Source organism: Mesobacillus foraminis, from assembly GCF_004340465.1.
GTDB classification, from domain to species: Bacteria; Bacillota; Bacilli; order Bacillales; family Cytobacillaceae; genus Mesobacillus_B; species Mesobacillus_B foraminis.
In genome coordinates this window covers 1-26,662 of the sequence record NZ_SLVV01000014.1, presented here as the reverse complement: position 1 = coordinate 26,662, position 26,662 = coordinate 1, and the positions used below count along the sequence as shown (strand labels likewise).

27 protein-coding genes and 1 pseudogene are annotated in these 26,662 nt (G+C 42.3%); 9 read left to right on the top strand and 19 right to left on the bottom strand.

The window, feature by feature from the left end:
• Nucleotides 1–89 precede the first annotated feature (89 nt).
• The 3 genes and pseudogenes from EV146_RS22685 to EV146_RS22680 all read right to left on the bottom strand — a co-directional run bounded on the left by EV146_RS22685 (nt 90) and on the right by EV146_RS22680 (nt 3,421).
• Nucleotides 90–1,385, bottom strand: coding sequence for an MFS transporter (locus EV146_RS22685; RefSeq protein ID WP_132011019.1), 1,296 nt, complete (start codon nt 1,383–1,385; stop codon nt 90–92).
• 117 nt (nt 1,386–1,502) lie between these two features.
• Nucleotides 1,503–1,598 (bottom strand): annotated as a pseudogene (locus EV146_RS28015) (hypothetical protein); the annotation flags it as partial.
• A 161-nt stretch (nt 1,599–1,759) separates the two neighbouring features.
• On the bottom strand, nt 1,760–3,421 hold the full coding sequence (locus EV146_RS22680) for a pectate lyase family protein (protein ID WP_132011017.1): 1,662 nt from the start codon (nt 3,419–3,421) through the stop codon (nt 1,760–1,762).
• A gap of 533 nt (nt 3,422–3,954) precedes the next feature.
• Between EV146_RS22680 and EV146_RS22675 the strand changes: the two genes are divergently transcribed.
• The gene (locus EV146_RS22675; RefSeq protein WP_132011015.1) at nt 3,955–5,100 is read left to right on the top strand and encodes an NADH-dependent flavin oxidoreductase; all 1,146 of its coding nucleotides are present in this window, start codon (nt 3,955–3,957) and stop codon (nt 5,098–5,100) included.
• A gap of 263 nt (nt 5,101–5,363) precedes the next feature.
• On the opposite strand, the gene EV146_RS22670 is transcribed toward EV146_RS22675, so the two are convergent.
• Together EV146_RS22670 and EV146_RS22665 are read right to left on the bottom strand one after the other, a co-directional pair.
• Entirely contained in the window at nt 5,364–5,933 is a 570-nt protein-coding gene (locus EV146_RS22670) for a VanZ family protein (protein ID WP_132011013.1), read from the bottom strand.
• 210 nt (nt 5,934–6,143) lie between these two features.
• The gene (locus tag EV146_RS22665; RefSeq protein WP_121612512.1) at nt 6,144–6,374 is read right to left on the bottom strand and encodes a hypothetical protein; all 231 of its coding nucleotides are present in this window, start codon (nt 6,372–6,374) and stop codon (nt 6,144–6,146) included.
• Nucleotides 6,375–6,607: 233 nt separating this feature from the next.
• Between EV146_RS22665 and EV146_RS22660 the strand changes: the two genes are divergently transcribed.
• Nucleotides 6,608–6,919, top strand: a complete 312-nt coding sequence (locus tag EV146_RS22660) for an iron-sulfur cluster assembly accessory protein (protein ID WP_132011011.1) — start codon at nt 6,608–6,610, stop codon at nt 6,917–6,919.
• Nucleotides 6,920–7,046: 127 nt separating this feature from the next.
• On the opposite strand, the gene EV146_RS22655 is transcribed toward EV146_RS22660, so the two are convergent.
• Together EV146_RS22655 and EV146_RS22650 are read right to left on the bottom strand one after the other, a co-directional pair.
• Nucleotides 7,047–7,838: a glucose-1-dehydrogenase gene (locus tag EV146_RS22655; protein WP_132011009.1), complete on the bottom strand. Its 792-nt coding sequence runs from the start codon at nt 7,836–7,838 to the stop codon at nt 7,047–7,049.
• A gap of 15 nt (nt 7,839–7,853) precedes the next feature.
• On the bottom strand, nt 7,854–8,708 hold the full coding sequence (locus EV146_RS22650) for a GRP family sugar transporter (RefSeq protein WP_132011007.1): 855 nt from the start codon (nt 8,706–8,708) through the stop codon (nt 7,854–7,856).
• A 444-nt stretch (nt 8,709–9,152) separates the two neighbouring features.
• Between EV146_RS22650 and EV146_RS22645 the strand changes: the two genes are divergently transcribed.
• From EV146_RS22645 to EV146_RS27710, 3 genes are all read left to right on the top strand, one after another.
• Complete coding sequence (locus tag EV146_RS22645) at nt 9,153–9,440, top strand: hypothetical protein (protein ID WP_121612509.1); 288 nt, start codon at nt 9,153–9,155, stop codon at nt 9,438–9,440.
• Nucleotides 9,441–9,858: 418 nt separating this feature from the next.
• Nucleotides 9,859–10,218, top strand: coding sequence for a hypothetical protein (locus EV146_RS22640; protein ID WP_132011005.1), 360 nt, complete (start codon nt 9,859–9,861; stop codon nt 10,216–10,218).
• A gap of 55 nt (nt 10,219–10,273) precedes the next feature.
• A complete protein-coding gene (locus EV146_RS27710) occupies nt 10,274–10,462 on the top strand; it encodes a hypothetical protein (RefSeq protein ID WP_199232710.1) in 189 nt (62 codons plus the stop codon).
• A 12-nt stretch (nt 10,463–10,474) separates the two neighbouring features.
• On the opposite strand, the gene EV146_RS28335 is transcribed toward EV146_RS27710, so the two are convergent.
• Nucleotides 10,475–10,609, bottom strand: coding sequence for a hypothetical protein (locus EV146_RS28335; RefSeq protein WP_338419227.1), 135 nt, complete (start codon nt 10,607–10,609; stop codon nt 10,475–10,477).
• 92 nt (nt 10,610–10,701) lie between these two features.
• On the opposite strand from EV146_RS28335, the gene EV146_RS28010 reads away from it, so the two are divergent.
• A complete protein-coding gene (locus EV146_RS28010) occupies nt 10,702–11,010 on the top strand; it encodes a VTT domain-containing protein (protein WP_338419226.1) in 309 nt (102 codons plus the stop codon).
• 264 nt (nt 11,011–11,274) lie between these two features.
• Here the strand turns inward: EV146_RS28010 and EV146_RS22625 are convergent, their stop codons facing one another.
• Both EV146_RS22625 and EV146_RS22620 read right to left on the bottom strand, forming a co-directional pair.
• Nucleotides 11,275–11,871, bottom strand: coding sequence for a MurR/RpiR family transcriptional regulator (locus EV146_RS22625; RefSeq protein ID WP_132011003.1), 597 nt, complete (start codon nt 11,869–11,871; stop codon nt 11,275–11,277).
• 116 nt (nt 11,872–11,987) lie between these two features.
• On the bottom strand, nt 11,988–12,728 hold the full coding sequence (locus EV146_RS22620) for an HAD family hydrolase (RefSeq protein ID WP_132011001.1): 741 nt from the start codon (nt 12,726–12,728) through the stop codon (nt 11,988–11,990).
• A gap of 359 nt (nt 12,729–13,087) precedes the next feature.
• Between EV146_RS22620 and EV146_RS22615 the strand changes: the two genes are divergently transcribed.
• A complete protein-coding gene (locus EV146_RS22615; protein WP_132010999.1) occupies nt 13,088–14,401 on the top strand; it encodes a M14 family zinc carboxypeptidase in 1,314 nt (437 codons plus the stop codon).
• 446 nt (nt 14,402–14,847) lie between these two features.
• Nucleotides 14,848–15,723: an SDR family oxidoreductase gene (locus EV146_RS22610; protein ID WP_132010997.1), complete on the top strand. Its 876-nt coding sequence runs from the start codon at nt 14,848–14,850 to the stop codon at nt 15,721–15,723.
• 106 nt (nt 15,724–15,829) lie between these two features.
• On the opposite strand, the gene EV146_RS22605 is transcribed toward EV146_RS22610, so the two are convergent.
• From EV146_RS22605 to EV146_RS22580, 6 genes are all read right to left on the bottom strand, one after another.
• Nucleotides 15,830–16,399 (bottom strand): hypothetical protein, encoded by a 570-nt coding sequence (locus EV146_RS22605; RefSeq protein ID WP_132010995.1) that lies wholly within the window; start codon nt 16,397–16,399, stop codon nt 15,830–15,832.
• Nucleotides 16,399–17,322 carry a hypothetical protein gene (locus EV146_RS22600; RefSeq protein ID WP_132010993.1) on the bottom strand — a complete coding sequence of 308 codons (924 nt, stop codon included), beginning with the start codon at nt 17,320–17,322 and terminating at the stop codon, nt 16,399–16,401. Before EV146_RS22600 ends, EV146_RS22605 begins: the two co-directional genes overlap by 1 nt.
• 192 nt (nt 17,323–17,514) lie before the next feature.
• Nucleotides 17,515–18,426: a 4-hydroxy-tetrahydrodipicolinate synthase gene (dapA, locus tag EV146_RS22595; protein ID WP_132010991.1), complete on the bottom strand. Its 912-nt coding sequence runs from the start codon at nt 18,424–18,426 to the stop codon at nt 17,515–17,517.
• 134 nt (nt 18,427–18,560) lie between these two features.
• Nucleotides 18,561–19,505, bottom strand: coding sequence for an alpha/beta hydrolase (locus tag EV146_RS22590; protein ID WP_132010989.1), 945 nt, complete (start codon nt 19,503–19,505; stop codon nt 18,561–18,563).
• Nucleotides 19,506–19,539: 34 nt separating this feature from the next.
• Entirely contained in the window at nt 19,540–21,120 is a 1,581-nt protein-coding gene (locus tag EV146_RS22585) for a flavin-containing monooxygenase (RefSeq protein ID WP_241994023.1), read from the bottom strand.
• Nucleotides 21,121–21,548: 428 nt separating this feature from the next.
• On the bottom strand, nt 21,549–22,370 hold the full coding sequence (locus EV146_RS22580) for an SPL family radical SAM protein (protein ID WP_132010987.1): 822 nt from the start codon (nt 22,368–22,370) through the stop codon (nt 21,549–21,551).
• Nucleotides 22,371–22,577: 207 nt separating this feature from the next.
• Here EV146_RS22580 and EV146_RS22575 point away from each other — a divergent pair, with 207 nt between their 5' ends.
• Nucleotides 22,578–23,324: an AAA family ATPase gene (locus EV146_RS22575; RefSeq protein ID WP_132010985.1), complete on the top strand. Its 747-nt coding sequence runs from the start codon at nt 22,578–22,580 to the stop codon at nt 23,322–23,324.
• 130 nt (nt 23,325–23,454) lie between these two features.
• Here the strand turns inward: EV146_RS22575 and EV146_RS22570 are convergent, their stop codons facing one another.
• From EV146_RS22570 to EV146_RS22560, 3 genes are all read right to left on the bottom strand, one after another.
• Nucleotides 23,455–23,838, bottom strand: a complete 384-nt coding sequence (locus tag EV146_RS22570) for a VOC family protein (RefSeq protein ID WP_132010983.1) — start codon at nt 23,836–23,838, stop codon at nt 23,455–23,457.
• Nucleotides 23,839–24,068: 230 nt separating this feature from the next.
• Nucleotides 24,069–24,512 (bottom strand): GNAT family N-acetyltransferase, encoded by a 444-nt coding sequence (locus tag EV146_RS22565; protein ID WP_132010981.1) that lies wholly within the window; start codon nt 24,510–24,512, stop codon nt 24,069–24,071.
• A 684-nt stretch (nt 24,513–25,196) separates the two neighbouring features.
• Complete coding sequence (locus EV146_RS22560; protein ID WP_132011155.1) at nt 25,197–25,904, bottom strand: DNA alkylation repair protein; 708 nt, start codon at nt 25,902–25,904, stop codon at nt 25,197–25,199.
• Between the last annotated feature and the right edge of the window lie 758 nt (nt 25,905–26,662).

Sequence of the window (26,662 nt, the reverse complement as noted above, 5' to 3'; positions counted from 1 at the left end):
CATGCTGTTCAGTTTCACAGCCCAATTAAACTTATCTTTGTTTCTATCTTTGTCAGGTTACCAACTTTCATGATTTAAAAACAATCTTGCTAATTTTTACCACCACGAGACCATATCACTACTGGAATTAGCAATAAGGATAAAATTCCTCCAGTTAACGATAATGTAAGAAAACTGGAGCCTTCTACAACCATTCCAGACAAGGCTCCCCCAGCTGCTCCTGACAGTGCAATCAAAACATCCACTGTACCTTGAGTTTTAGCTCGTGTAGAACTTTCAGTTGAATCAACAATAAGCGCAGTCCCGCTTATTAAACCAAAGTTCCATCCTAACCCAAGTAAAGAAAGAGATATAATCAGCAGAACTATAGAATCTCCTGGTGCAAATCCTCCTATTACCCCTGCCAGAAGCAATGTAGTTCCCGAGGCAATAGCCATTGCCGTTCGCCCCAGCTTATCAACAAGGACACCTGTAACCAGTGAAGGAAGATACATGGCACCTATATGAAAACCAATAACAAGACCTACTGCACCCAGGTCGTGGCCATGATGTCTCATATGAACTGGTGTCATCGTCATGATCGCTACCATTACAATTTGAGTAAGAACCATGACCGTTGCACCAACGATTATGCCTCTTTTATTTTCAGTATGATCAATTGCTGGCAAATATCCTTTTTCGTTACGTTCCTGACTTGTCGCTTCAATCGCTCTTGCTATAACTAATGGTTCTGGACGAAGCAAAATGAAAAGGACCAAACCTGCTAAAATATAAGCTGCCGCTGCTAAAATGAAAGGACCAGAAAGGGATGGAAAGCCAATAGAAACAGCGAAATTCCCCATCACATTTACTAAATTTGGACCTGCTACTGCACCAAATGTGGTAAAAACCATCGTCGTACTAATGGCTTTTGCCCGCTGTTTACTATTCGCCAAGTCCGTGCCTGCATAACGAGCTTGTAAATTTGTTGCGCCCCCCGCACCATAAATAAGCAGGGAAGCAAATAACAGGAAAATACTATTTATTATTGCTGCAATTATAACCCCTATGGCTCCGAGTCCACCGATCATAAAACCTGCTGTCAGGCCAGTCCGGCGCCCATGGCGCTGAGAGAGTCTCCCAACCAGCAAAGCTGCTCCAGCTGACCCTAATGTCAGCAGAGCTGAAGGAAGTCCAGCAAACGCATCAGTACCGAGCATCTGCTGTGCAAGAAGGGCACCCACCGTAACTCCTGCAGCCAAACCTGCCCCACCAAAAATTTGTGAAATACTTACAATGGTTAACGTACGCTTGTATAACGAATTTCGTTTTTCTGACGATTGAATGTAGCTTTGTATCGTATCTGTTTGAACGTCCAACGCTTTTACACGATCTTTCTGTAACATCTCCTAACCCCTTTTCTAAAAAACCTAATTCAAATTTTTATAACCTCCAACTTGATTTGAATCATCATAACACGCATCAAAAAAGCCATACAATATAATAATTGTATGGCAAACAAATTAGCTAAGATTATAAAGCAAACGTTTAAGGATCATCAATCCTTGCTCAAGTTCTTCGAGCGGTTTCGGAGCACATACAGAAACCCTATATGTTCTGTTCCCTGATAAAACACTTTTCACGGTTGCAGAAGTGGGGTTTTTGAATTCATGAACTCCTCTTGGAAGTCTCTTCACTTTTCAGAGTTCCCCTTTGGCTCCATTTACTCATCATGCCAACACGTCCTTAGGCTACACTGAGCTGGCTGCACGATTCCGTTTTACTTCGTACTATATTCTGTTTTAAGCCAATCTACAGGACTCATATTCACTTTGCCTGCGCCTGCATAGGATGTTAACGTTTGCAAAACACTGTCTAATGGAACCACATTATATGCATAAGGCAGCTTTTCACTATAATTATACTGGAAGGTAAATGGCTCTGCAGGGGGATTTGTTTTGCTCATCTCCTCGCTCCCCACAATATGGGAAGACCATGACCACTTTCCAATCGTGGATTTGTCATACCAGGTAAAACCTTTTGTGAAGAGGTTTTCTCCATAATGATCCCAGCTGCTCCCTGTATAACTTCCAAATTGATTGGTTAGCTGTGAGTTTACGATTAAATTTTGGTTATAAGCGTGCTGGAATCGTTCAGCCCAGGCTTGATCCATATTTGCGGTATCCAGACCTTGAATTTCCGCTCCTGTAATCGGCTCGTTAATATCATTAAACACACAAGAATCTGCAGCAATCGAAGCACCATTTCTGGCATTCAGGGCGCGTGACAGCGTATCAGTTCCATAAGCCGCAATAGCTTCAACATTTTCCAGTACATCATTATGGGTGGAATTATCAATATAGCAATTATACATATGACCAACACCCTGACGGATCATCGGAATTCTTTGCCCAATATTGTTATAGCGGGAATGGGCAATGGTCAGCCGGATTCGTTGATTTCCGTCTTTCACTTCCACACCATTTTTATCTACATAATTGACATAGTCTTTATCTCCTGAACCATTTAAATGGCCCTTACTGTGGTAAGCAGCATAAGCCATGATCTGTTCTTTCGTAGCGCCTGCATTCCGCATCTTAAAGTAGACACTGTCTGGACCAAGCTCATTTGAAACGTATTTACTTTCCATAAAAGAAATGGATTGATAGATATCACTGTCAGGAGGAGGATTTTCGCTGGCCTGCAGTCCGAATTCAGACCATGAAATGGTTACATTGGAAGCGCCATTTTCGAGGTCAATTAATCCATCGGCAGCAATCGAAAAAGTACAATGGTCGATCCATACATTATTTGCACCATTCACTTTAATAAAAGACCAGCCTACTTCCTTATGTTTCCCGGTATCATCCCATTGCCACATTCCATCAAAATTCAAATTCCTCAAAATCAGATCTTTGCTCGATGCTTGCAATTTTATTTCTGCATGTCTGATGGTTTTCCCTTTTTTCGAAAAAATCGTTAACCCATCTACATTGGCAATATTTAATTGTGATACACCAGAGGCAGCAATCGCAGGATTGGTGAATCCATTCATGGGATTTCGATATTTTGTGATAAAATTATACTTTTTCGCTTCTTCTGAAGTCAGGTTTAAATCAGTCCATCCCAAGTTTAGGTCTTTCGCGACTTCAATTACTTTTACACTGCCGCTTCTTGCATCTAAAATAGCCTGCAAAAACTCTCTCCCAGTTTTAACCTGACGATAATACGGGGTGTCTATGTAACTCCTTCGTTCATTCACTCCCAATGAAGCAAAACCAGGTACGGACAAAAAGCTTTTGTCGTAATCCTTAATACTTCTTGTCGTGTTTGGAATTGAATCAATTGCGGCCGCCTCTGCTGTTCTACTTTCACCCAATAATACCGATGAAGCCAGTACGGACAGAACAAGCAGCCATATAAAAGCCTTATCGTATTTCATGATTTTCCCCCTCAGGTTATATTACATTTCCCTTAATCTTTTAATCCCATAGTACTGCCTTCTCAACTCCGCCGTTTATTTCAATAGTAAAATTGATTTATAGACACCACCTCCCTATCAGCAAACTTCATCTTGATTATTTTACCATTTCACTAGTTTCGTTTGTTTACTAAATTTTTAGAATTTTACAAAAGGTTCTTTCCTCCTAGTCTTTTTGTCTTCATGCAGTCCGTCTTCTGTCCCAGTTTTCGATTATAAGGATTGCTTTTTCCCTATTAAAACCATACCCTTTTGGATTGTAAAATCGTCCAAATTTTTACCTTCTGCGTATAGATTCGCTAACCGAATAACAGCTTTCTTGTTCCTCCAAAACCTCCTTCCATTTCCATGAAGAGGCATTTTATTTCCTCTGCTGTTCTATGGAATGTAAAATATATAATTGCTTATGATTTTTCATAAGATGCAGCATATTTGCCAAGCTTAAGTGAAGTAAAGATTTTTTAAATTTACCTCAACAAGGAGGAAGCATAAACATGAACCCAGACAATGAGCCTTTGCTGTCAACCTATACGCTCCCAAATGGGGTCGAGTTAAAGAACCGCATCGCAATGGCGCCAATGACGAACTTCTCCTCGAACCCCGACGGAAGTGTTACCGATGCAGAAGTGAACTATTATGCCCGCCGCTCGAAGGGTGTAAGCATGGTGATTACAGCCTGTACATATGTCACTCCGAATGGAAAAGGATTCCATGGCCAATTTGGCGCAGACCATGATGGCATGATTCCGAGTTTGAAGCAGCTTGCGGAAGCCATCAAGGAACAAGGCGCAAAAGCGGTCCTGCAAATTTTCCATGGGGGAAGAATGTGTCCACCAGAACTGGTTCCAAATGGGGAAATTGTCTCTGCAAGTGATGTGCCGGCTGAAAAAGGCGGCGTTTCCACTGATGAACCGGATGTAAAGCCGAGGGCGTTAACGGAAGCAGAAGTGGAAGAAATCATCGATGCTTTCGGAGAAACCACCCGCCGTGCGATTGAAGCCGGATTTGACGGCGTTGAAATTCATGGAGCAAACGGCTACCTGATCCAGCAATTTTTCTCCCCTCATTCAAATCGACGTGAAGATCGGTTTGGCGGCAGTCTGGAGAAGCGGATGGTCTTCCCTCTTGCCATTGTCGATGAAATCAAAAAGACAGTGAAAGAACATGCAAAAGCTCCTTTCATTGTCGGCTACCGTTTCTCGCCGGAAGAGCCGGAAACACCGGGAATTACAATGGGCGATACTCTCAAGCTGGTCGATGCTTTAGCCGGGAAAGGCCTGGATTATCTGCATGTTTCTTTAAATGATTTCTTTTCTGCGCCAAGAAGAGGTGTTGAGGACCTTACTAAAACGAGGATTGATTATCTGCTTGAAACGATCGACAATCGCGTCCCATTGATCGGCGTCGGTTCGATCTACTCTGCTGAAGATGCCCGCAAAGCCTTTAAGACAGGAGTTCCTTTACTGGCATTAGGGAGAGAGCTGATCATTGATCCTGATTGGGTTCAAAAGGTCCAAGAAGGAAAAGAAGCCGAAATTGTAACGCAGCTGGACAAGAGCAAACAAGAAGAATTGGTCGTTCCTGATCCATTGTGGAATGCCATTGTTAACACCCCTGGATGGTTTCCGGGAGTTTCATAAAAATAGAAAATATATAAATAAAGAAATCCGGGAAGCTCAGCATGCACCCCGGATTTCTTGTTTTGCCGATAGGAATGATGTTATATGGAAAGACATAGTCCCTTATGTAACGGGCACTTATAAAAAAACTCCAGCTTGTTTTTATCTGGTACCCCTAGTTGAACAGGTGCAACCCAATCCGGCTGGCAATCAGTTCATCCCGCCTGCAGCCAGTATCATTTTGCTCATGTCAAAACTGCTCCAAACAAGAGACTGGGGATCGATTATCCCTGATATTCCAGTTTTTTCTCTTTTACCATTAGCTTAGACAGAATTGATTTCAGTGCTTTAATTTTATACATTTTCCTAAATATCAAGTATCCAATCACAGCTCCAAGGGTATTTGCAATCAAGTCATTCACATCCGTGCTCCTGCCGCTCCCCAAAGTGATCCTAATGATTAATTGGAGTGTCTCCAGTGTAAAACTGAATAATAAACCTTTCTTCATGATGGTTTTTACTGAGTCTGCTTTACCGAATATTAATGGTAAATACATTCCAAACGGCAGCAGCATGAGAATATTTAACACAAAGGTTGTCAGATCGATCGTTAAAATTGGGATGAAATTGATCGTTTTATACCACGGTGTAAGATTTGCATACTTCCCGATATTCACCTCAATCGGAAAGAACACTAAATGGATGACGGCTGACAGATACAGTGCAAATGTGATGAGTACAAGATTCTGTCCCGCCCGATACTTTGTTCCAAAAAACAGGTACAGCAAAAAAATACAGAATGCGGACACTAAAATAGGCCATGAGTGAATGGTAAACATAATCGAATCTTCCAATTAATCTTCCTCCTAATATTTCTTAAAAATTTTCAGCAGGCTGCCTTAGTACCCATAGTATATACACCATTTCTAAAGTTTTTTTTAAGAGACTCTTAAGGTTTTCTTAATTTTGTCTATAAAGGTGAAAATCTAAGAAAAACAAAAAACTCTGGAAATACCATTCCAAAGTTTTTTGTTTGCTTCTTGCTATTTTAAATGGGAATGTCCTTAGTACGGCCGGAAACCGGGATATCCATACCCAGGGTAGCCATAGCCAGGATAGCCGTAGCCCGGGTAGCCGCCATAGACCGGATAAGGATATCCCCAGGGACGGCTTCCAAACGCTCCCCCTATTCCTCCGCCGATTAATCCGCCAAGAAAGGCACCTGCCAGGGGCAAGCCCCAAAAGCCGAGAAACCTTTCATCATTCCGATGGTATGCATTTCTATAAGGATACATCTAGCCTTACCTCCTTTTTCTTTATATGCCTATGCAAATAAAGTCTAATTGGAGTGGGCCAAAGGTAAATAAGTGTAGTAACTTTCCTTCAGGTGTATTGATTCTTTCGTGTTATACAGGTTTAATGATTTCTTCAGCATCGATTCCCAAGCTCAATTACTTTAGGAGACAGCCAATATTGGGTATAGTAAAAAGGAAGCATGCATCATGACGAAAACCCGGGAGTGAATGATATGAAAGCTAAAATGAACCGTAACGCAGCTAAAATAATAAATTCACTATTAAGTGAGCCAGAGCAGAAAGGAAAATATCCTAGAGTTGTGATAACAGAAATGCATGGAAACCATGCTCATTATGCGCTCACTTTTGACGATCCAAAGGAACATGATGAAATTGTCCAAACTGATAAAGATATCCCAGTTTTATTGGACAAGCGGGACGAAGAATGGCTTGATGGAGTCTGGATTCAATTTTTCTATGTTCCAGAAGAAAAGTTTGAAATCACGAATCCATCCAAGGGCTGGGGTCATCAGCACCATCATTAATCAGAAATAAGCCAGAAATAGAGCCAGAAATAGAGCCAAAAAAAGAGAAACGTCTGCCGTCGACGGCAGACGTTTTTATTTTGCAGGAAGGTTTCATTTTTAAAGTTTTTGCCATTCCTCGGATGCCTCAGCCTTTGCCTGCTTGAAACCCGGGGTACTGGGTCATGCCTCCGTCAGCAAAGAGAGTGAGTCCCGTAACGTAGCTGGCTTCGCTTGACGCGAGCCATACGGCACACGCGGCAATTTCCTCGGGTTTGCCAATATATCCCATTGGAATCAGCTCGATTACACCTTTTTTTAGTTCCGGGTCAGAAAACTTTTCTGCATTGATTGGTGTATCAATTGCCCCCGGTGCTATGCAGTTAACCCTGATTCCATGCGGTGCGAACTCAAGCGCCAGCGTTTCGGTCATCAGCTTGACTCCGCCTTTGCTTGCTGCATAATGGACAAAGTGCGGCCAGGGAATTTCCTGGTGTACAGAAGACATGTTGATTACTGATCCTTTAATTTTATGCTCCAGCATGTAGTCGATAGCTTCCCGGCACCCTAAAAACTGGCCGGTCAAATTGGTGGAAATCACCTTGTTCCAGTCTTCAAGTGTAAGATCCTCTGAGGGGACCTCATTCTCGATGCCTGCATTGTTGACCATGACATCCATTGAGCCAAATGTCTCCATGGCATGCGAAATCATCCTTTTGATATCCTCTTCCTTTGTGACATCTCCCTGGATGCCGGTTGCCCTGCCCCCGGCATTTTCGATGGTCTCGATGATGCCTTTTACCTCCTTCATCTGGTCTTCACTATAATAATTAATAACAACCTTTGCTTTTTCTTTACCGAACCTCTCCGCCATTGCCTTCCCGAGCCCGGTTGATCCGCCAGTGATGACGACAACTTTTCCTTCAAGACTTGGATACATAACGCTCACTCCTCTTTATCTCTTAGTAAAGCCCAGCAGCACGCCGCCAATGATAATCAGCAGACACCCCAGCAGCACTTTCCATACCTGCTTTTTACTCTTGCGCTCATTTAAAAAGAAAAGGCCGCCAATAGTGGAAATGACAATCCCCGTTTGTGACAGAGAAAAACTTGTCGCTACACCTATTAAAGGCAGGGCAAGCAGAAGCCCGAGGTTCCCCGTGCTCCACAGGATGCCCGTTATAGTATTGCGCAGGGCATACTTGTTATAGGGCTTGTCCCGGATGGTCATGAGAATTGCGCCCACCACCATCCCAATTCCTTGAGGGAGGACGGCAGCCCAGCCATCGATATTGAACCAGCGGATCAGGACCACATACCCGATATATCCAGCAGTGGAAAGAAGCAGGACAAGAAATCCTTTTTTGAGGCTCTTCCCCTCCCCGTTGCCTTCTCCTTTATTAAGCGAAGTCAGCAAAGCGCCGGCAATAATGCAGACAAGGGCGGCCAGTCCAATTACAATGCTTGCAGTTGTTTGCCACTCCTTAAAAATAAAGACTCCAAAGAAGGTTGTCCCAATCAGCTGTAAGCCCGTCGACATCGGCGCCGTTTTGGCGACCCCTAAATACCGGACAGCCCCAAACTGATTTTTCTGCCCGACGGACCAAAACAAGCCGGAAATCACCCCGACAGTCCAGATAAGCGGTGACAAATCAGGCTGCTTATAAAGGTAGACTACGATGGCAAAAATTAAGGCTCCAGCCGTGGTCCCAAGGATTTGGCTGTCCTCATCCCCGCCAAGCTTGTTGCTTACAAAGACAATGGAGCCCCATGTAACAGCAGCCAGAAGGGCTAACAGAATTCCCGTCATAAGTGTGTACCCCATTTAAATGATTTTTTAAAAAAGAATGCGACTCTTTTTAGAGTGCAATTCCGGAAGCAATCTTATGCACTTGAAGAAGGACTTTAGTACCTATAAAAAGTTGTTTTATCGGCAAAATACCGGTCCCTTTCTAATGGGCCCTCTTTTACTTTGAAAGCAGGATGGAAAAAACAAATTGGATTTGATAGTTGATGGATATTCGATCATCACCATTGGCAGCCATTTCCAAGACAGACATGTTTTCGTGTTAGGTACATGTCGTTTCCTTTTTAACAAACAAAAATATAAATAGGTATATATAAATATTTAAAAAAGAAGAATGCCCTTAAAGTTGTTACAAAAAACAACAAATTTTGAAGAACAAATGCTTTATAGTTAAAGAACCTATTTTTATTCCTTTTTGGTAAAAAACTAATGGGAGAGAAGCAATATATGAATAAAAAACCAAGTGAAGACAGGGTTGCATTTCTTGAAGAACAGGTAAATGATTACATGAAAAAACTATTAGTAGATAGCCCGTATCTAGTTCTGATGTATTTTGAAAAACAAGTAAAGAGATATTCAACCATGTTAGAACAGGGAATAGCCTTTCCGGCCAGTGTAGAGATCACTTTACAACATCTAATAGAACATTACTCTTCGCTAATATCATTATTAAAAGAGTACATTCATGTTCAAATAAAAGCTGAAAAGAATTCATCAGGGGATTTCATGACATAATTGAAAATTGATAAGGCGTTTTGAAGTTTAAGCAAACTTTTACTTTCATTTACTAAGTGTTAGAAAAAACACTTTCAAACTGGCTAAACCTTTCTTCTGCGTTTATAGAATTCCAATAACGTTTAAAACCACACCATCGTCCATTTATTGGTGCTGGTATTGTTTTATGTGGTTTCCTGAACGGTTTTATTCGTGGCCTCTGGAAGACCCCGTGCTTATGTTTAGGCTGGGGTTGTTTTAGTTGAATAGCATTTAAGGAGTAATGAGCCATTTACGATAGGCATCTGTCAGGCAGCTTCAATACAAGTGGATCGTGAAAAGTTATTTCTGTTAAGCTTATGGGATACTAACTGATTAAAAGCAAAAACATTCTCCCACTTCGCTTGTTTCCTAATATAATTATAGTGAGGTGAACATCATGTGTGTTTCCAACCATGCATTTGAATTACAAACACATAGAATGTATGAGAGGATTCATAAAGAGTCCATATATCGGCTTGTAAGAATCGTTTATACAGAAGGCAAAAGCATTGATCTCCCAAATGAACATATTAATCTACTCGAACTGATCACAAAGATCACCATAAAAGACAATGAAGGAAACATTTATGAGATTGAACCGAGCGAGGCTGGTTTACGTTTTGCCAGGGGCGACATCAGTTACAAGGAATATTTGCGGCTGCAAAAGAAGGAAACCCGGCAAATGATTACCATATTTCCGGTCTTAACTAGCTCTCTTTTCATCACAGGATGGGCGTTCATCAAGTATCTGATTTGATACAATGGATAGATAAAAAGTTGTATATCATATAAAGGGTAAAGGGGAATATCACTTGAAAACCATTTTGTGGGTAGATGATGAAATAGGGTTGCTCGACTTGCTGGCCCTCTATTTGGCTCCCGGGAAGTACAGCTGCTTCAAAAAAAACTATATCTCAAAACCGAGAAAGTCATTTGATCACTGTTTGGGGAGTGAGATACAAATGGGTGAGCTTAGAGCAAGAAATGGAATTTTTAATTGAACGTATAGGTTCTCATCCCCTTCTTTTCATGTTGATTAGCCTCTTGCTTAATACACTCATAGCCATCTCGGGTATTTTGCCAAGCGCCTTTCTTACAGCGGCCAACATCCTGGTTTTGGGCTTTGCAAATGGATTGCTCCTCTCCATTGCCGGAGAGGCCATTGGGGCAGTGGTTTGCTTTCTCCTCTACCGAAAAGGACTTGCCATAATTCCATCAAGCCAAAAAAAAAGCCAAGTTTATGAATACGTTCCTGAACCGGCTAAGGAAAACGGACGGGATGGAAGCTGTCTTTCTTGTACTATTCCTGAGGTTGTTACCTTTCATCCCCTCCGGCTTGGTGACCTTAACCGCTGCATACAGCAAGATGCGAACCTTGTCTTTTGCCGCAGCCTCTACGGCCGGAAAGATACCTGCTCTCTACATTGAAGCTTACTCCATCGACGTTGCCCTAAATGCAAGAACACAATGGCAAATAGGTGCATTAATTGCCATTATTTTTTTATTTGCGATATGGATACTATGGAAAAGAAAGAATAAAGACATATGAACAGCTGACTCTAGGATTCTAAACACAGCAAAACACCCCTTTACTGTCTATAGAAGTGGCCAAGGGGTATCTGTTTTCTATTTAAGAGGCCGTCTTTCGGCAAGTTCCTCCTATTGGGAGCAAGATTCCGGACATATCTGACAGTGGTTGTGGTTTTTACATTTATTTCCGCAAGCCTGCATAGATCTGCACACAACTGATAAATCTGGCCCTTCATTTCTTATTAAAATACTGCCTAACTAGAGACTTGTGCCAGCAACAGGTTTAAATTAATGACAAGTTCCTGGACCGGTCCTTCTTTATCGAAAAGAATGGAATGCCAACAAAAACTTTGCTTATGATCATCAGGATCAAATCCGCCAGCTGGGCCAGTTTGGATGTTTTTTCACTGGTGATTGCAAGAACAGCTGCACCTTGTTGCTTTGCCATTTTCACCACATCAATAACCTCCTTCGTCTCCCCTGAATCTGATATGCCTATGATTAAGCTGTCTTCTGCCGCCAGCGCTGCATCCATGACAGCCTGATGCAGGTCGGTAATCGACTCGACATTTGCGCCAATCCGAAAAAACTTCCATTTGAACTCTTGCGCAGCGATACCGGAGTTGCCGATTCCACAAACATGAACTTTCTTTGCTGAATCAAGAAGAGACACCGCCTGTTGAAGATCAGGAGAAGTGATATTTCGAAACGTCCCTTCAATGAGCTCCAGATGGTTTTGATAGAGCTTGGACAAGTAAACAATTTCTTTAATGTCGCTTGTCTTCGCAGGTTTATTTTTTAGGTCAAGATAACGTTTTAGTTCATGCTTAAATTCATTAAACCCTGAAAATGTGTGATAAAGTATGTTTTTTACTTTCAAAGAATTTTAATCTATTCCTTTTGACATGATTTTAAAAAAGCTTTAGTATATAGCCCGCCATCACTCGGCCCTGTATGCAGCCTCTTTGGTCAAGTCAATCCTATTTGCGCCTGCTCTTAAATCGCCTCGTCTCCCTCGATATGCCTGTGAATCACATCCGGGACTTCATAGAGTGCGCCTACAGTATAATAAGCACTTACAGGCTTCAACTCAATATCCACAACATTGTACGCCCACTCAGATTCAGCTGGAATGTAAATCGCATTGATGTTTTTCTCAAGTGCTGGGACAATGTCAGTTCTTAATGAATTCCCAACCATCCAGGTCATGCTGGGATCCGCATCAATCGTCTTCAATATATCCGACAGTGCCGTGGTATCTTTATGTCCGGAAATAAAGATCCGGTTCTCAAAGTATGCAGTGAGTTCCAGCTGGGCAATTTTCCTCTGCTGATTGGCTTCGTCACCGCCTGTATGCAAATATAACTCGTGCCCCTCTTTTTTTAGAGCTGTCAGCGTTTCGTTCATATACGGAATCGGCTCAACAGGTATTTCAAAAACCTGATTTCCCAATTGTCTTAGATAATCGGTTTCCTCTTTATTCTTCTCTCGTCCCGTCAAGTCACAAAAGAAGTTATATGTACCGACAAAAGATTCGGGAAAGCGGGCAGAAGCTAATCCGTGCTTTCCTATCGCCTTAATATCAATCTCCAGCTGTTTCCGTTTGAATTCATCGATCGAGACCGAGTCGAACCAGACGGTCATTTGTTCAGCAAACTTGTCTATCACCTGCGCAAAATAGCGATTGCAATAGGCCAGCGTATCATCAAGGTTGAATAAAATAGTTTGTTTTTGCATTTTATACTCCTTCAACAAAGCATTTTCAGTCACTGATTAGCATTCCACATGCTCTGCCTTCGTATTACTTTTTATTCCTGTCCAAAAATATGATCCACAGACTTATAAAGACATATTCTCCGTGAATCTAAAAAACAGGCTAAAACAAAAACCCTCCATTCCTAGCAGGCAGGCCGAAAGAAGGAGAAAAACCAGTTTTCGAAATTGAAACAATAACTTAACCTGGCCCAATTACCTATTTTTCAAAATATAGTATATTTTCAGTTAATATTTATCATGACCTCTGATAAACTATTAATTAGCTTCCCTAAATACATAATGATAGGCAATCAACTTACTAAAAACTGGAGGAATGATGAATGAAAAAGTTTTCAAAAGTGGTCATCCCAACCGCGATGGCCCTAAGCATGGCCTTATCTACACCTGCATTTGCAGACTCTCAATCAAAACCAAATGGCCCGTATATTGAGAATGAGCAAAATATCTCTTTATCAAGCTATATGTCCAATGAGCAATTGACTAACACTCTCAAGAAATTAGAAGCATCCTCCAAAGGAAAAATGAAGCTTGAGATTGCAGGCTATTCCAATCATACTCTTGATGGCTACAAAACCGAAGTAGATAAAGGAGACCCACTGTATGTCGTTAAATTCGGCGATGCAGATCCAAACAAAAAAAGAATCCTCATTACCACCCAAATCCATGGGAATGAACAAATTGGAACTGAGGCTGCCATCGACATTATTCAAAAACTTTCCAGCGGCGGGAAAGAAGTAAGTGACATACTCGATAAAGTGTCCATTTGGGTTATGCCAAGGATCAATCCTGAAGGATCAGATAACCAATACCAGGGAACATGGTATCCTACCCGTTATACGCACCAAACTTGGCTGCCGGAAAATATCCAGCTGCCTGCAGGTACATTGGCACCATGGTATTATAATGCCGACGGAAGTGAAAGAGCACAGAATAATAACGGCCGTGTCGTTTATGGAATTCCTGGATATGATCAAAATCGGGACTACAATCCAAACCTGGATTTCAGGATTGAAAATGAAGACAAGTCTGAAGTAGCTTCTTTCTTAAATAGCAGAACAACTAATAACAGCAATTATGGCGGATTTTTCGTAACGGCTGAAGCACGAACAGTCTCGGGAGTATTTAAAGAATTCAATCCTGATGTATATGTTGACGTCCACCACCGTGGATTTAATACTCTTTCCGATGAAGATAATCGTTCGGTCCCTGTGCAAGTTGCGGCTGTAGTGGCTGACCCTTACACAGATCCTTTTACAGGCAAACAGTATGAAGTGGATGAGGATGTATTGAAGCTCGGCAAACAAGTCAACGCCCTGTCATCACTCGCCCTTCAAAGAGGATTCTCTCACTATGGAGCGGTACAGAAGTATCCTGACGTCAATCTTCCGGGTACGGCACTGGGAGCATTTGCGCTAAACGATACCGCGATTATGTTAATCGAAATCAAGGGACAGAGCCAAACCCTGGGTCAAAAACAAGCCGGAATGTTGAAGGAAACGGTCAAAGTTCCTTTATATGAAGTATTTAAAGGCTTGGCAGACGGCTCCATTAACGAAGTGGATCCTGAAATTTACAATGCTATTCCAGAATCCACAAACAGAATTGAAGATCCAACCACCAGAGATAATGAATAAAATTGTAAATTATATGATGCAGGGAAAAACCCGTTGGTGAACACCAGCGGGTTTTTTAATAATCCTGGGGCTCTGCTTAGCTGTTCAGCTGTTTTTTCAGCTTTCATAGGGAGAACTAATGATTCGCAAATGGATATATCATGGTGTCAAATTATGATTGTTAGACATTTGCTTGGCTTGCTCCTTTTGTACCAGTAAAATGCAAGCATGAGCATGATAACAAACCCTAGAAGAAAGTAGAAAAATCGATGGGCAAGACTGAATCACATAGCAAAAACCAGGCGAAGAGCTTCTAAGATTAATCTAATTAATGCATTAAGAAATGCTAAAAGGTATGTTGATATATGATGCAGGAAATTTGAATCAAAACGAACAACAAGCCGGCACATATTAAAGAAACACCAAGGTTAGAATAAAGGAAAAGACCGGATATGGAGGGCACTAGTATGGTAAAGTCCAGCAAGCAGGAGGAAAAAACTCTTTTTCCGCCCCAGCACCAAGATGAACATCCTGGCATGGAATATTTAATGAATCCTTTGCCTGTCTATGATGATAAACAATACACAGGAAGTCATAAGCTTAAAGATAAAGTTGCTCTTATTTCAGGCGGGGATAGCGGAATCGGACGGGCTGTTGCTTTGGCCTTTGCCAAAGAAGGGGCAGATGTTGTTTTTGTGTACTATAACGAGACAAAAGATGCAGAAGAAACCAAAGATTTAATAACAAGCTTAGGCCGGAAATGCCTCTCTTTACCTGGTGATATTGCAGATGAATCATTCTGTATCCAGGCTGTTCAAAAAACAATTGAGACATTTGGCAATTTACATGTTCTTGTCAATAATGCAGCGGTTCAATATGTCCAAAATGGCTTGGAATCTATATCTTCTGACCAGATGCTTCGAACCTTTCAGGTCAATGTGTTCGGAATGTTTTATTTAACAAAGGCAGCCCTACCCCACTTGGAAAAGAGCTCAAGCATTATTAACACCACATCGTTATCTGCTTATGAAGGAAACCCTAAATTAATCGATTATTCGGCAACAAAAGGAGCGATTGTATCGTTTACCCGATCGCTGGCCACATCTTTGGCCGATAAAGGGATTCGAGTAAATGGGGTGGCTCCAGGAAAGGTTTGGACACCGCTTATTCCTTCCTCCTTCCCTGCAGAGCAAGTGGCAAAATGGGGTGCCAATACAGCTATGAAACGTGCTGGACAGCCTGTGGAATTTGGACCTGCCTATGTTTTCTTAGCATCAAACGATTCTTCCTATATGACAGGTCAAATATTACACTTAAATGGCGGATTGTTTGTGACTAGTTAAAAGAATGCCGAAAAAGACCGCCTGCTATTCAAACCGGACGGTCACTAGGAGAAGTGCTCTAAAATCGTCAGCTTTTCAGACACCTGTTACATTTATGAGACCTCTTTTATCCAGCAGGTTTCCAATTCGGGGCATCAGGCAATTTGCTGAACGTTGAGACCTGCATCAACAAAGATAGTTGCATCACCAGACTAAAAACTAAAGAAATAAGCGTCAATCCAGTCAGCTGATCGCTGGACATATTGATCCTGAAGGATTGAAAAAAACAAACCATAAATATGGCGACCATGTACATTTTACATGTCCCAGACGTCTGTTTTTCCAGACGCCGATCACCAATGCTTGCGGCAACGCTGATCATCAGCTGGAAAATGAAATAAGCCAGTATCAGGTTCAAGATTCCCATTATAGACATATAGATTGCAGCCGGGGATGTAAGAATCGTATCGTGAACCCCATTCTGGATGACGATGGTAGGAAGCGAAAGCAAGATTAACCCGGCAGCAAGCCACTTTCCTTTACGGTTCATTTCATACCGGCTGGTTAAAAGATTCAACCCTGATAAAATATAAAAATAGCCAAGCGGATCCAGCAGTAGATCGAAAGCAACGATGTGAATCTCAACCAGTACAAGAATCAACCCCCAAAAGATTTTCCGGAAACCATCACGCAGCATTATTTCTCTCCTCCCTTTTCCGCAATCATCTTGTCGATGACAGTCTGTTCGAGGTCGGGAGAGTCAATGATTGGTATGCTGTCCACAAAGGTCTTCCCCGCCTCTGTTGTCCCTTTTATCAGGATGGGAAACTGGAAAAAGCTAGCCCGGTCAGGGTGGAAATACATATTTAAGTGAAGCCAGTCGTTTTTATCAAACCGTAAAGGAAAAACTCCCTGGTCAATCAACGTACCAGGAACCTCCTCCCACTCCTTGCCTTCGTCCAGCCAATGAGGGGAATTGCCTTCTTCCGTCAGGGCATCCAGTTCCCTTAGCTTTTCCTGGTCGAGAGTGATCTTGATTTCGACTTCCTCCTTTAAATCAGGCCAGGGAACCGTTATTTCCTCAATAGTAAGACCTTCATTCGCTAAAAGCGCCGAGTCGCTTCGATGCTGATTGCTGCTGGATGACATCCTATTTTCGAATACCCCCTCATTTTCCGGTAGACGGTTGAGTGTAACTTTCCCAACATCTTCAACAATATGGGTCTGATTTTGAAAATAAACGGATATGTTTTCAAAGGTGAAGGAAGCTTCCTTGGAATCCCAAGCAAACTCTTCACTAAACTCCAGGGTGACTGATTTTAGCAAATAATGACTGTACTCATGTATGAAGTTCGTTTCATCCTCTCCCCAAAACTCGCCCCCTACAGCCATGACGTCCACCCCCTCCAGCCCTTCGATGACAACATGGCTCACTTCTTCTGAATTCTTCTTGTTAGTCAGATAATAAAAAGGCAGCTGTGCTCCTTCATCGATAAAGGTTTCATAATAGTGTTCTAGAAAGATAGGTTTTTCAAGCTGCTTTGACTGGAAATAGACATAATTAAATGCCCAGCTCATACAGATCAGGACAAGTCCTCCCCACATCACTCTTTCCTTCAAGTCGTCCCTCCTCAGTTGTCCCGCATAGCGCTAATGATCCTGCAGCGTTTAAAATTAGCGAAGAAAGTTCTATTGTTTATCATAAAGGCAAAGAAACGTTTTTATGTCAGAACTCAAAAGAAAAAGGCGTCTGCCTTTGCAAACGTCCTTTCCGATTAATTTTAGTGTGAGATTCGAAATTTCAGAAATGAATCAGCTTTCGACCGGCTGTATTCCCGCTTCCTTAAGGAGTTCCCTCAGCTTCTGGATTTTCTCATCCGATAATTTCCTTGATGGGGGCAGCACGCTGGTTGAAATATCAAGCCCGGTCAGTTTGATGGCTTCTTTTACTACATTGACAAACGGGGAATCCAGCTGATACATCAGCGGCAGCGGGGCCAGCCTTTGATGGAGCTCCACCGCCTTTTCATAATTTCCTTGTTTAAAAGCTTGATAAATGCCAATCGTCAGCTGCGGGGCGAAATTGGCGGAAGCAGAAATGGCCCCGTCTCCTCCCAATGCAAGAGTATTCAACAAGTGATCATCAAAGCCGCAAAGTACAGAGAAGCGAGGGTGTTTTTTCTTCACCTTCAGAATCACCTCCCTAATATGGCCTGCTGTATCTACTGTCTCCTTAATCCCAACCACATTTTCATGAGCGTCAGCCAGTTTTAACACTAACTCCGGACTTAAATCCTGCCCTGTAAGGTTAGGGAAGTTGTACAAAAGAATCGGCAGTTCAACACTGCTTGCAATTTCGCTGTAATGCTCAAATAAATGTTCCTGTGATAACGACCAATAATATGGGTTGACGACTACGACGCCATCGGCCCCTGCCTGCTCGGCATGACGGCTCAGCTCAATGACCTCTTTCGTTGATGTGCTGCCTGTCCCGATGAGGACCGGAACTCGTCTATCCACATAATCAACCGCAAATTGCGCAATCTCTTTCCTTTGTTCTGCGGACATTTGGGAAAATTCGCCGCCAGTCCCCAGAAAGAATAGCCCATCCACATCAGACTCTATTAAAAAATCAATTAACAGACCCATGCCGTTTTGATCCAGATTGCCCTCTTGATCCAGAATAGTCGATACGGGCGGAATAATTCCTTCAAATTTCACCACGTTTACCCCTCCTTATTTTACCAGCACCAGCTATACTATTCATGTTACTATAATTGGCATGAAAATATAAAGCGGTTACACTCAGCCAAAAAACAAAGGACACTTCCATCAAACGGAAGTGCCCTTTTTTCGGATTATTTAGAAGCTACACTGCCCTGAAAAGCCTGTTTCAAAGCAGCGGATGCCTGTTCGATTGATTTTCTGCCCTGCTCAAGAACTCCTGGCATCCAGAAAAAGCCGTGAATCATGCCGTCATATCGATTAGCCTCTACAGGGACTCCTGCTTCTTTCAGTTTTTCTGCATAGGCTTCTCCTTCATCCCGGAGCGGATCGAACTCTCCTGTAAGTACAAGTGCCGGCGGCAGGCCTCTGAGGTCGCTTGCCAGCAGCGGAGAGGCATAAGGGTTTTTGCCGTCCTCTTCATTTCTGAGATAATGATTCCAGAACCAGATCATACTGTCTTTCGTCAACAGGTAGCCCTCCGCATTTTCCGTATAGGATTCCGTTGCATAAGAATGGTTGGTTACCGGATAAATCAGCATTTGATAGGCTAAGGAGATTTCCCCTTTGTCCCTGGCCATCAAGGCCACGACCGCAGCAAGATTTCCGCCGGCACTGTCTCCGCCAACAGCAATTCTCGTTGGGTCTGCCTGGATGGAAGCTGCATTTTCCGCCACCCATTTGGCCGCTGCATAAGAATCATCTGTGGCCGCCGGGAACTTATGCTCCGGTGCCAGCCTGTAGTCGACCGAAACCACCACACAGTTGGCCTGGTTAGCCAGCATCCGGCAAGGTACATCTACGGTCTCCAGGTTTCCGATCAACCAGCCGCCGCCGTGATAATAAACCAACACAGGGAACGGGCCTTCGCCTTCCGGAGTATAAATACGGACCGGAATTTCTCCTGCTGGGCCGGGAATCTTTCTGTCTTCCACCTTCGCCACTGCCTCCGGCTCACCCGCCAGTGCACTGAAATCGGTCGTAAGTCTTGCTTCCTCCGGCGAGAGAGTATGCATCGCCGGCCCTCCCATTGCTTCCATTTGGTCCAAAATGAATTTTGCCTGTGGATCTAGCGCCATCTTTTTTCCCCCTAATTTGTTTTTAAAATAAAGCCTATTGGATTAATTCGTTTACAACGCTTTCCTCCGATGCCTGCAAGGTGAATCCTTCATAGCCTTTTTCTGCCACGTCATCGCAGATTTGCCGGTATGGGCCAACTCCGCCCAGGTAGATCTGGAACCCACGGGCCTTTCCTTCAATATTTGCTCCCATATACCAGGAATCGGTCTTCACATACAGAGTCGGTTCCGCCACCTCTCTGCAATGCTTCGTCCAGGCATTCTCTGCCTCGACGTTTGCTTCGATGACGCCCTTATGATGGTCTCGCATGTAGTTAATGCAGTCGGAAACCCATTCCACATGCTGTTCAATCGAAACCATCATATTGCTGAGCACCGATGGACTCTCAGGGCCTGTCAGCATGAACATGTTCGGGAAGCCGGCGGTTGAAATTCCAAGGTAAGTCCGCGTTTGTTCTCCCTCTGCCCACTTTTCCTTCAGCGACACTCCTTCCCTGCCGCGAATATCCATTTTAAACAGCGGTCCAGTCATGGCATCAAATCCCGTCGCGAATACAATTATGTCCAGTTCATATTCGGCATCGGCCGTCCGCAGACCTGCTGGTATAATCTCCTGGATTGGAGCTGATTTCACATCAACGAGCGTGACATTATCCCTGTTGTAGGTTTCAAAGTAATCTGTATCAATAATAGGACGTTTTGTGCCATAAAAGTAGCTTGGGAGCAGTTTCTCTGCCACCTCCGGATTTTTGACAATTCTCCGTATTTTCGACCGGATAAATTCGGCCACGGTCTCGTTCGCTTCCGGTTTGATGGCTAAATCATTATAGGCATATGACAAAGAAAGAAGTCCGCCTTGCTCCCATGCTGCTTCAAACAGCTGCCGCCTTTCTTCCGGTGTATCGTCAAGTGCAGACCGATTTCGCGGCTCCATCGGGATGCCTGTAAGGGACTTGCGCATGTTCTTCTTGATTTCCTCGTAATTTTCTCTTATTTGCTGTATATAGTCTGGATCATTGAGTACATTTCTGGCGGGAATGCTGTACTGAGGAGTGCGCTGAAATACAAGAAGCTGTTCTGCTTCTTTGGCAATGGCCGGAATCGACTGGATACCGCTCGACCCGGTTCCAATGATACCAACCCGTTTGCCACTAAAATCCACTTTCTCGTGAGGCCAGCGACCAGTGTGATACCATTCTCCTTGAAAGCTTTCGAGGCCCTTGAATTTAGGCACGTTTGAAGCGGACAAACAGCCCACGCCAGTAATAAAATACCTAGCCGACACAATCTGTCCATTGTTCAATTGGATGGTCCATCTGTTCCCTTCTTCATCAAATTGCGCGGAATCCACTCTTGCCTTAAACTGAATATCCTTACGCAAATCGAATTTGTCCGCAACAAAATTTATATAGCTTAAAATTTCCGGCTGCTCCGCGTATTTGGCAGACCATGTCCATTCCTTCAGAAGCTCCTCAGAAAAAGTGTAATTGTAATAGATGCTCTCAACATCGCATCTGGCCCCGGGGTAACGGTTCCAATACCATGTGCCCCCAACATTGTCCCCCGTTTCGAACACACAGGTGGAAAATCCGGCTTCTCGCAAGCGATAGAGCATGTACTATCCTGAAAAGCCAGCTCCAACAATCACCGCATCCACAGTTTTTACAGTATCCGGGTTTTGAGTTTGTGCCATTTCGATCTGCCTCCTCATTTTTTCATTCAGAAATCCATCAGAGTATAGACATGCAGCACATTGAAGTTCATGAAGCTCATTATGTAATTGACGTAGAAGAAAATGACGTTAACTTGTAAACGGTTACAATTTAAGGCACCTACTTTACAACATCACCCCCATTACTCCAAGAGCAGGTTGAACGATACCTCCCCCTCATCAGAAAGATTATCTATAGAATAGGTCATTTTTTTCTCTTTGAATATTCCTGTTTTTAGACGTGGTCTATCCCTAAAAAGGAGGTATTTGAAAGAACTACTATAAAAAAAACAAATGGAGCCATCCGTAATGGTGGCTCCAGTCAGCTATTGTTAATAAGGATCAAACCCCTTCTGCGAAACCAGGAGCTCGGCATCCGGGATTTCTTCTCTAAGCATTTTCAGGACAATTTTATGGGCGTCGGGATTGTACCATTTATCCAGCCCCAATTCCTCGTAAATCCTTCGTACACCTAGTTTTCCAGTACGCTTTCCTCCGCTTCCATCCCCCATCCAAAAGTCATCCAGTGTCACCCGGCTGGCAATGCCTTTCAATTTTTCAGGGAAATCTCTTGAACACGGCAGAAGCGGTGAGATGGTCGCCTGGGTAGGAACTCCTGCCTCGGTGATTTCCCGAAGTGTCTTCATTCTTGCCTGAATGGGAGGCGCTGACGTTGAAAAGGCTTTTCGGACTTCTTCCTTATCCGTTTCAATCGTCATCGAGATTCGAATTTTGTCTCCAAATCTTTTAAATAAATCAAGATCCCGCTTGACCAGAGGCGAGCGCGTCTGAACAAACAGGAAATCCGGCTGGTTTGCGAGCATTACTTCAAGCAGGCTTCGGGTAAGACCCACTTTTGCCTCGACAGGCTGATAAGGATCGGTCGCCGATGACATAAAGATGGTCACCTTCCCCTTTTTCCTTGCTTTTACTAGTTCTTTTTCAAGAAGCTGGGCTGCGTTTGATTTTACATCTACCCAGGTTCCCCATTCTTCTTCACAGAAAAGCCCAACCGGAAGCTGTCTGACATAGCAGTAGCTGCGGCCAAAAGCGCAGCCCGCGTAGGGGTTCAGCGAATGAGAATACCCTTCAAGGAGCCCTCTTCCCGGGGTTAGGATGCCTTTTGAAATGATGTCGTTTATCTGTATGGCCATGCTTTTCCCACCCAACTGTTCATCATAAACTCTATTATAATCCTGGAAATTGGCCTTTGTTTATGTAAAATATTCCATAAAGGATTTTATATGAATAGTACTTTCCTTAAGGATATAAGTGGAAAAATCCTGCCAGGATCCATACCCAGATGGTTGCCGCAAATGGTAAAATCAAAATATCAAAAGAAAAAGGCAGTTGATTGAACGATGCTGACATCCCACTATATTAGAAGTGTCACGTTAAAAAGAGATGATGTTCCTTCATTTACTCTTTATCCTTTTAATCTCCCCAGTTTGAAGACAATGGAACAGCTGACCTTTCATCCAAAAGTTACGTTTCTAATTGGCGAAAATGGGATGGGGAAATCCACCTTACTGGAGGCAGTGGCCGTTGCTTTAGGGTTTAATCCAGAAGGCGGTTCGATGAATTTCAACTTTTCGACGTATGATTCCCATTCTGCGCTGGCTGATTTTATTCAAGTAAGCAAAGGAGTTTTTAAGCCGGAAGATGGTTTTTTCCTGCGTGCCGAAAGCTTTTATAATGTTGCTTCCAATATTGAAGAAATGGACCGGGAAGGGTTCGGACCAAAAATAGTAGATTCATTCGGAGGATTATCCCTTCATGAACAATCCCATGGCGAAGCCTTCTTCTCCACCTTCATTCACCGATTTCGCGGAAACGGAATCTACATACTGGATGAACCAGAAGCAGCCCTCTCCCCATTACGGCAAATGTCCCTGCTAACAAGGATCCATGATTTAGTGTCCGAAAACTCGCAGCTCATCATTGCAACCCATTCACCGATCGTCATGGCTTACCCCGAGGCAGACATCTACGAATTTACCGAAGATGGTATACACAAAAGGAAGCTCGAAGAAACAAATCATTACCGCATGATGAAACAGTTCTTTGATGACCATAAACGGATGGTGCATCATTTGTTAAATGAGTGAGAAGAAAAAAATTATAACCCTGTCCTAAAAAAGAGGACAGGGTTTATCATAAAGTTGCTTATTTAAACTACCAACGAGCTTAAAACAAAACAATCACATTAGGCTCTAAGGCTACTATTTACCCACAAAGTTAGTTCTGGATGATCTGAATAAGGTTGCCGCACGTATCGTCAAAGACGGCTAGTGTTAATTCGCCCATTTTTGTCGGCTCCATCGTAAATTTTACACCTAGCTCCAATAATCTTTCGTACTCTTTGTGTACATCTTCAACGCCGAACATGGTTGCCGGGATCCCTTCAGCATAGATTTTCTTTTGATACTCCTTGGCCGCTGGATGGTTATTCGGTTCCAACAAAAGCTCGGTACCTCCTTGATTCTCGGGAGAAACAAGAGTAATCCACCTGAATTCTCCTGTGGGAACGTCATGCTTTTTTACAAAGCCCAGGGTTTCTGAATAAAATTTGAGTGCCTTCTCTTGATCTTGTACAAATATACTGGTAACAATGATTTTCATTCTGTTTTTGCCTCCTTGACGTTATGTATGGTTATCTGGTCAATCCGCCTGTAAGTTATTCGTTAGAAGTCCTTTTCCGAATTTATCTTAACACTTTTAGTCAATAATACGAAATCAAGTCTTTAACAAATCTGCCGTTCAGTTTGAAGAAAAAATATTCGGACATATGCAGCAGCTTCTAAGCTATTACACCCTTCTGTTGAATAACGATCATTGGCTAAATCCATTTATTAAGAAATATTTTTAGAGAATAGAACACGGTCTTGTCCTAAACCTGCATAATCCTTCCTTAAGGACATGGAAAAACCCATTGATTGATGAAATGAAATAGAACCTTCATTGGCTGGAGAAGTAATGCATCGAACAGTATGACAACCTAATCTTTGAACCTCTGTAAAAAACACTTTATAAAGTTCTCTGGCTAAACCGTTCTTCCTATGTTTTGGATTGACCCCCACAAAGTGTATATAGGCTACATTTTGATGTGTTTGTGATATAAATCCAATTAAAAAGGCAGCCATTACATCATTACCTTCAACTATGAAACTTGTTGACTGGAAATGTTCGAAAAACAGTCGGGGCAACAAATGTGTCATCTGCCGCCCACCCCACCAATCATTCAAAACGTTAATTACCTTATAATAATCATCTTCTGAGATATTCCGAATGTCCATTGATAAACCTCCTTTCTATATGCATTAAGTTCTACATAAACAAAATCAAAAACTAACCCTCTTATTGAGAAACCACCCAGTTAACGAAACAAATAAACCGATCCTCCCAATATTGAAGCATCGTATCTGTTTGTAGAACAAGAAACTAACTTGAGAATTCCAAAAAAAATTTTCTTATATCCTCTGGCAATTCTTCAACCCCAAGAATTTTTAATTTTTCAAGTTCCAGGCGAAGTCATAATTACATATGACTTTTCTTATACTCAATAAGAGTAAATTGTCCGATTCTATCAGCTGAATTTTCCTGAATATAGTCCAAGTCTTCTTCTGTAAAATGTCATCATAACCATCTAATATAAGTTTCTCTACTCCCTCGAAATGCCTATAAAACAAAGGAAGGGAAGAGGAAACCAAGTAATCCTAGTGATAGAGTGTAATAGGAATGAAAGATAGTATGTTACGGAAATTCTTGACGAGAATGAAGCCCTTGGTTTTGCAGCAATTGAACAGGACAGCCAGGAATGAACTGTTCATTTAGAATGTTGAACTTATGGTGTCATGGTGTCAACGGTGTTGAATATTATCCAATTCCCGTTCTTCAACTAATCGGCCCGTCAGTTCAGCAATTTCAATAAAAAGAGCGTCAATCCTTCATGGATCCACACCCCTATGCGAAGCTAAGTTTTAACATCTAACATATTTTCGTTTGAAACCAAGCCTCCCTCTATCCTTTTCTTTTTGGATACTTTCGTAAGCGTTTAGGAAACTGCTTTTTTTCTTGTCCCGTTTGACTTCTACTGTACCTACTTCCATTGCGGTCTCAATTGCCTTTTCATTTAGTGGTAAATAGGAAATCCCCACCGTATATAGAAAATTATTCATAGCAGATTTCGTTCGTTCCGGGGAATCATGAATAGCATTTTTCACGATATCGAGCATATTGGAAATCTTGCCTTCAGAGAATTCATTGTCTGCCCTATTCCCTAAAAGCCAGCAGTAACAACTCCAGCCAGCTGACATTCTCAGCTCCTCACCGCTTGCGATCCATTTATCGGCAACGTCTTGTGCAAGATCTGACTCCGATAATGTTACTGCTACCACATAATCGGACAGCATATAAAAGTACGCTCCATCCATCCAGCGATCAAAATCCGACTCTGTCATGGCTTTTGGGTCTGCAATAATGCCTGCAAAATACATCGCATCATAGTTACCTGTAGCATAAAGCTCTTCAGCTAAACGTTGATTTATTTTTATTTTCTTTGCGATTGGTTTCATAGCACCTGTAGCCACGCCAAATAGCGGTTCGTGCGCACCATTGGATAGGTATATTTTTTTCGTTCGTTCCTTTCCTAGGGCTTCAAGCTCCCGCATAACTGTTTCGAAGTCCATCATTTTGTACTTCCCTCCTTAATATTAATACCTAATAATTGTAAGAAACCAGTTTACATTCTATTTTAAAGTCATTCATCCTTCTCAATTTTACCATTAATCTTATTCAAGTATTCTGGCACAAAAAAAATGCTGCATCAACAGCACTTAACAGAATTTCTTATATAACTCACTTCTCAAATGTTAACTAGATAGTTCTATAAACATTAAAGCATAAAAGTATCATATTAATCCTAACCTGTTAGTTTAAGTTCAAATTTCCACCCATTGTTACGTGTATCTTATTTAAGCCTATCATCACGAACTTAAACGATTTACCGACGGTCACTACAAATTCAGAGATACACAAGAACCACTAATAGACATTAAACTTTTTAGTAAAACCTTTTTTCTTTTATGATCACCCTGATTAATACTTGCTAACACTAACTTATATTTTCATTTTGAGTTGGGTATTATGGCGTTCTATTTCACGTTAGATTCCTAAATAGTTGATTGGAGTAATTTCCCTCCCTCTATAAATATTGATATATCAACGGTTTGACCCGTTGGTGGGATGTCAAAAAATATTTTTTTGACATACGCCCTAACAGATATTAATAAATATGTGATTCTCTTACAGTTGGTGGATACGCTGCGCGGTCACTACTGGTTAAAGGTGGTAAAGTAGTGATCAGTAATTATGCGATGCACAATGGATCTCTGCGTAGCTTATGATGACGTACCCTCCCATGTCTCTGGGCATCTAAGTGCCTACA